Below are 7,185 nucleotides of genomic sequence, written 5' to 3' on the forward strand. Positions count from 1 at the left end.
GTAAAGCTGTTCAAGCAAAAAAACTTTAATATTATTCCTAGCTTTCCTTTCAAAGTTTGAATCCCTCGTGTTAGACCTGAAGCTTATATTAATTTTACCTTTTTTAGTAATAAGGGACTCAATGTTATCAGCAAGATCTAATGTAAATCTATATTTATCACCAAACGAATCTATATAAGGATGAATATATGTATTGACAAAAAATTTTTTCTGCCCTTTCAAGGAAGAATTACATACTGCACAACTTGGAACCAAGTTGTATAAGGATATCGCTAAAAAAGGATAAGTTGCTTTATCAAAAAAATGATCAAGTTGAGCTCTGGTTTTTTGCCTTTTTGTATATAGAGTTGTAATATATTGACGATTACAGTAAGGACAAACCTGAATATTAATTTTATTCAAAAGTTCATAAGCACACCAACCCTCGGTATTATCAGCACGGGTAAACATATTGTAGTTAAATATAGTTTTTAATTCGTTATTTAGGACAGAAGCCTTGCTATGTTTTGTTTTACCTTTTTTAATATCTTTCCTCAATTGAGAAGAATAGTTTTTGTGTATATGTAAAATAATTCTCTGATGCTGTTGGGGAGTACCTAATAAAATCTGATAGCGAATCTTACGTAAGAATCTTAAAAATCGGTGTTCCTCTGCCGATTGATCATTTTTCAAGTTTTTAGCTTTTATAAATTTATCAAGTTTAGGTAATAGTTTATCATTAAAAAATTTCAAATGGAGTTCTTCAATTTCTTTTTTTATATGGTTACCTAATTCTATTTTAATCAAATTATATACCCCTATTATTTAACCGTTTCTCAATCTCATCAAGTCTTCTTTGAACTTGTAAATAATCAACAGTTAGAGTATTGTTTAACATATTAAATAACTTATTTCTAATAATTGGCTCCCCAATGTAACGTAACTGTTTAGATATTTGAGACTCATTCTTCCTAATTACTTCTGGGTCCTTATTATTAAGTAAGCTAATAAGATTATTTATTTTTATTTTAGCTACTTCTCCAACTAATCCATTGTCCATAAAAAATGAATTACTAAGAAGTGTATTTATGTTAGAGGCGAATGTAAGCTGATTATCGTCTAACCCCTCAATAACTTGTACTCCGTGTTCACCTTTTTTCAAAAATATTACATTTTGATTGGGCAAATCTGATAGTACAAAGGGAGAGTGTGTGGAAATAATTATCTGTACTCTTCTACCTATGTACACTGATGAAATAGCTCTAAGAAAATACCATAGCCACTTACGTTGCCACTCAGGATGAAAGTAAAGCTCACCTTCATCAATAATTATTACTACATCCTTTAAATGTTCAGGCAGTATGCTCATAGCATAATGCAACCTTGAATAGATATTTAGCCTTGCAACTTGGCCTGCACTTAGTTCCACCCATTCGAAATGAAGATAACTTTTTCTATTAAAGGATTGTAAATAGTTGGTGATAAATTCCTTTAATAAAATATGTTTAGATGAAATTTTCATAGGAGTATCACAATCGGAAGAACTTTCATCTTGATAAATATTTGTAAAGTTTTCAATGCTGTGAAGTTTATAATAGGTAATCTTTTGCCATTTTCGTATTATTTTTAAATTTTTAATTTCATTCTTATAACCTGCCACCTTAAAAAGATCATTATCTAATGAAACTTTAAATCCATTTATTGCATTTATAGTGAAATCTTCCAAATCTCTCACTTGTACATCACTACGATCTTTTAAACATTTAGTAATATGTTTAATTAAATCATCAAACAGTGTGTTATGATTTATCAAGTATTCTGCTATTCTTCTTGGAAGATGCAGTATTTCTAACCAAAATACCATTATTATGTGAGATATAAATTGAATATAGTAATGAGATTGCTTTTGCTTTTTAGAAAGCTCCCGAAACACTCCGTGCAATTTTTTTATATTCTTGATACTTTTATTAAGAAATATACTTTGATCATTATTCTGTTTTTGATCCATAATGTCTATATACCAGCTATTCAACTCCTTCAAAAAATCACTTGTTATCTCCGTTAACAAATTACAAATAACTTTTTCAGGTAGTTTAAAATCTATTAATGAGGAAAACTTATGATCAATTGCGAAAGTAATTTGCCTTAAGAATTCACTTGCACGAAACTGTTCGAATCCTTCTTTGTTAATTAAGAAATTAGTCGATATATTAAATAGTTTTGAGCTTGCTTTTTCACGCCTAGTTATATCGAGTATATTTGAAAGATAGATAAATCCACACGAAGTAAAAATCTCGTTTACACTTGTCCGTATAATCTCTACCGGTGATTTTCTTAAATTGCATTTTGCCCCTGTAATATAATAGCCCCCATCATTACCTTTATAGCATAATATGTAATCCTCTATATTATGAGTGGTTAAATACTTTAAATAATCAAGAAGGTTTGTTTTTCCTGTACCATTTTCACCTGCAATACCAGATATATTCAATATATTTGAAGTAGAATCCCCAAGCTCTGGAAAAATATTAAAAAAACCTGGAATATGCATCACATTTTGCTCTATATCCAGGTATCCTCCTTCATAACGAAACAGCAGCTCACCCCCAAAATTAAACCCCTGATTAGTTATATTTTTATAATCTCTTATCCATAGATACAAAATTTCCACTGATTTACCCTCTTTTCTAAATACACACTTTTAGAATAATATTCCAACAAACCATATTGTAACATTTTAAGAACTTTATAGCGGAACTATTATAATAAATTAGAAAAGGGAATATAGTATTAAAAAAAGAACAAGTTGAATTTACAATAAAACCTTCAACTTCAAATCCATCAATAATAATTAGGTCATCTTTTTCCTCTAGTTTCAAACATCCTTCTTGTTTTTTTACAATCGCCCCGCTATTTTATGTACATTCATTCACAAATTTAAGTTTTTCCACCCCTAACCTGCCCCGTTAGCTAAAGAAGGATTACAACAGATTGTATAAGTTTAAATCTTTCCAACCTTGAAAAGTGTTTCGGAAATTTTTAGAGAAGGTATTATCTTTGCTAAGAAGTAAGATCAATGAGGAATCTCAAAAAACTAATTCAATGACTGCCCTTGGATGTTGAATTTTTGGATTTTTAACCCAAAAATTCGGATTACCATCAGCATACGGCTCAACTTTAATATCATCTAAATCAATTGTCTCGCTCTTTTCAAAAGCTTAAAATACACCCCAAATAAAATAAACCTGGTTATTATTAGCAAGTTGCATTAGCTTATTACCTGTAACCCAGTAATTATTAAGACGTTCTTTATTATCTTCGAATTCCCGATGATTTTCAAAATAATCAAGGTAATTTTCAGGGTAAGACCAATCAAGGTCAGTTAGTAGCCAATTATATTTTTGTTCAAGTTCATCGAATGTGTTTAATATTTCTTTTAACTCTAAAAAATCATATAAAATGGTGTTTATTACTTACCCCCCCTTCAACCAAATATTGCCCTTATTTTAACATTTTTTATTGAACTAACCTGTCAGTTACTTTAATAAGGAAAAAACGATCCTTCGTTATTAAAGAATCGGCCGTTACCTTAAAAAGGCAATTGATAACTTTCTTTTCTTCTTTAATTTCGGTTAGCGTATCATCATATTTGTCATACAAGTTCCTGTGGATTTTTAATAAATCCCAAGGTATTACACTAGATTTATTTGGGAATAATGATATTGGTCAGGCTAATACAATTAGCGAGAAGAATCACCCTAATTATGTAGGGTGATTTTTCTATTTTATAAGATCCACAATACGATTGAGAGAAATCTGAAAGGCTATTCGGAACTATAAAGTAACACAAACGTTGCGCACGAGGGGCATTAGTATCTCGAAAAAGGACTCCACTCTTTACTGAGTAGAGTCCTTTTAGATTTTATCATTGCCTCACATTATTAAGTACAAATCTTGATGACTCACTAGCACTAACTTGATAAGGTACAATTATTAATTTGTTGTATTTTCTTCTTCCCGCCTTTGAATTTTTTAGCTGCTATTCCCATTTTAATTCTTTTAGAAATTATTTTTTTCTCCTCTTTCTTTAAAAAATCTAAAAGTAGAAAATATTCTAGCTGTTCCTCTGGCGAGAATTCTGCTTGAAGTTCATTCATACCGGATTCTATTGCTCGTTTTTTTAATGTTTGCTATCTAGATTTAAATGCACCTGTTTCTCCTCCATCTCTGTTAAAACACAAATATTTAATTTAAAGTATTATATTTTCTGGACCTTAAAAAATTCAATAGTAGTGAGAAAAATTATTAATTTTTTTCACTGGTAGCAGAATTAGGAAAATAAACAGATCGATAAATTTAAGCTAGATTTAATCAATCACTAACACTCCTATAACATCCTCCAAATCAATCTGACAAAACTCTCCTCCCAGCAGTTCAATCCGCAGATGGTACGATATTGGATCTACATAATGAATACGCCCGGCTCTATCTGATATAAAGCCGTTAGACCATATGGCTACCTTTACCAAAAGGTTATGCTCCATCGCATAACAGATACGTTTGTCAAACTCTTCCCTCTCGTATTCATCAATGATTGGTTTTATAATCCGCTCTTGGTCGGTCCATAGATCTCGCTGTGCCTTAATTAACTCTGGCATACCAAACGCAAACTGCCATTTCTTTTTACCGCGATCTCGTATTGCCATATCACTCACCTCATTATCATTATATACAAACGTATGTTCCGTATGTAAATAAAATATAAAAAGGCCATTATAGAGTGTGTCCTATCTTGATATGTGGTGGTGAAGCCCAGAATTCACCCTTCACTTTAGGGTAGAATTCGGCGTTACATAGAAAACTCCTGTTTTGCGTTTGGAGCCGCCGTATATTTTGTAGTACCAGCAAGTGCATCAAATGCACTGCTGAGTCGCCCAGGTCTCGCTTTACCAACCGTTTCACTACGAAACGTACCACAACCCACCTTGCAAATTGCAACGAGCACGGGATGTTTGAATCCTAATAACTAAAATGGAAGAAGTATTTAGGATCAATCTGGGGACTTAATTCCCTTCTAACGGGATGACATCACGATGGTAAGTCGTGAGCGAGGTTGACGGGAAACTCTAACAATTTTTTTACGTCTTTTTTTCATTATCCAATCGCCTACCGATCGATAATGAGCACACTGCCAGTTATATTAAAATATTTCTTGGAAATCACCAAAACCTAAAAGGGTTCTATTATAAAAATTTTAATGATTTCTCATCGTATAGTTAATTTCGAAAAAATTAATTGATCCCTTGCGCATTAGATAATTTAAAAAGTATTTTTTTTCCTATTAAATTTGGTTACCAAATAACATCTCCGGGGTATCTTTATTGAAAATAAGAAAACCAAGATTGGTTCTTAGGGTATATAATTACTACCGAATCTTTTACTTCCGCCGCTAGGAAATATGCAAATAAATTTAAAGTTTAATTGATTGATGAAGTTAAACTTGTTGAACTATTAATAATGGTTTGGTGAGTGTTGAAGAAGTAATTAAAAAATTGACACAGGAATTTATTTAGTTAGAAGCTTCGCAGAAAGGGAATTTTTTAATAAGCATTTACTCCTTTTCCCCCAAAAAAATAGTGACTATAAACCACCTACTATAATTTTATGCTATTCAAACTTAATAAAAATGGGAAGATAAGTTTAGAACACAAAAAAACCCACCCTTGCTTGTTTAGATTAGTGAAATTCCCACATATCAAAATTGGTCGGCTTTCATATGTTATTTTACAGTTGATCTATTTTTAAAATTTAATTTTTGATTTTAAAAAAACTGTTTATGAAATGACTTATAATATTTTTTGAGACACTAAATAAATACAATACCCCTTCATATTAAATTATTTTGTTTAATTTTTGAGTTATTGCCTGTTCAATTACATTTGCAATATCAAAGGGTATACTTCCCTTAAGTAATTCACATAATTTATATCTCTTGTGTTTATGACCAATGTATTTGCTTGGTCCCAATAAATTAATAGAGGATATAAAAAAATTTCCTAGGAGAAAGGTGAGTAATATTGTCTAAATCAAAATCTTTAACACACGACGCAATAATGAAGGCATTAGATTGGTCTTATGATAAAGCAATTAATGGTGGTGTACCTGGAATGGACACCGCCATAGAATTAGCTGATAGTTACTTACAAAAGAGTGGGAGCTTAGATGAAAAAGTTAAAAGTTTAATACTATGGCAAAACACCAAAAGTGCTACTAGTGGATTTTTAACTGGTTTAGGAGGACTTATTACATTACCTGTTGCTGTACCGGCCAATATAACTAGCGTTATTTTAGTTCAAATAAGAATGGTTGCTGCTATTGCACATATTGGTGGTTATGATGTAAAAGATGACCAGGTTAAATCTTTTGTTTATGCCTGTTTAGCTGGAAATGGAGCAAAAGATATTCTTAAAAATGCCGGCGTTCAGATAGGAAAAAAACTTGCAGTAACCGGTATTAAAAAAATTCCTTTCGAAGTAATAAAAAAAATCAACCAAGCTGTAGGCTTTCGTTTACTAACAAAGTTTGGAGAAAAAGGAGTTATAAATTTAGGCAAGATGGTGCCTTTAGCAGGAGGAATTATTGGCGGTACTGTAGATGCAGTTGCTACAAATACTATAGGAAATGTTGCTTTCAAGCTGTTTATTCAAGAGCAAAACTCTAAAAGAAATGATCAACCTGAAATTATTGATATGTTATAGCATTAGAAGGTATGGTTTAAATAATTAAATAAGTTAGAGGAAATATATTACATAATTAATTTAAGCTGATGGTGACTTCTATAAAGATAACCAAAGAAATAATTGTTCATTATTAATATTATGCAAAATAGTTGATCAAAGACAGATTGATAGATTTACAGAAACAAACAATTTATTAAGTAAGTTAGGAATGACCCAAGGTCGTGCTAGAGATTATATTGAGGCATATGGAGCAATGGTGAATGGGGGGAGATTGACTAAAACCATTAATACTGAAGCTACTCATTNNAAATGATTATGGTCTCGAAAAACTTAAAATTGCTTTATAAACAGTAGATTTTAATACAAAATACGATAGAAATCTAGGCCGGGAACAGTTAAGTAATGTTGAAATCCTTATTACCAATTAGGACACTTTTTCGATACCATATTTTAAATAATAGGAGTC

4 protein-coding genes and 1 pseudogene are annotated in these 7,185 nt (G+C 31.1%); 1 reads left to right on the top strand and 4 read right to left on the bottom strand.

Features of this window, described 5'->3' with window-relative positions; translation table 11 throughout:
- The 4 genes and pseudogenes from V7083_RS23215 to V7083_RS23230 form a co-directional block, all read right to left on the bottom strand.
- Nucleotides 1–786, bottom strand: a pseudogene (locus V7083_RS23215) (hypothetical protein); the annotation flags it as partial.
- Nucleotide 787: 1 nt separating this feature from the next.
- Nucleotides 788–2,650, bottom strand: coding sequence for an AAA family ATPase (locus tag V7083_RS23220; protein WP_335482524.1), 1,863 nt, complete (start codon nucleotides 2,648–2,650; stop codon nucleotides 788–790).
- A 1,300-nt stretch (nucleotides 2,651–3,950) separates the two neighbouring features.
- Nucleotides 3,951–4,136 carry a hypothetical protein gene (locus V7083_RS23225; RefSeq protein ID WP_335482525.1) on the bottom strand — a complete coding sequence of 62 codons (186 nt, stop codon included), beginning with the start codon at nucleotides 4,134–4,136 and terminating at the stop codon, nucleotides 3,951–3,953.
- A 210-nt stretch (nucleotides 4,137–4,346) separates the two neighbouring features.
- The gene (locus V7083_RS23230) at nucleotides 4,347–4,685 is read right to left on the bottom strand and encodes a YolD-like family protein (RefSeq protein ID WP_335482527.1); all 339 of its coding nucleotides are present in this window, start codon (nucleotides 4,683–4,685) and stop codon (nucleotides 4,347–4,349) included.
- A 1,371-nt stretch (nucleotides 4,686–6,056) separates the two neighbouring features.
- Between V7083_RS23230 and V7083_RS23235 the strand changes: the two genes are divergently transcribed.
- Nucleotides 6,057–6,737, top strand: coding sequence for an EcsC family protein (locus V7083_RS23235; RefSeq protein WP_335482529.1), 681 nt, complete (start codon nucleotides 6,057–6,059; stop codon nucleotides 6,735–6,737).
- Nucleotides 6,738–7,185 lie beyond the last annotated feature (448 nt).

Source organism: Bacillus sp. JJ1764 (genome assembly GCF_036962145.1).
GTDB lineage: Bacteria > Bacillota > Bacilli > Bacillales > Cytobacillaceae > Neobacillus.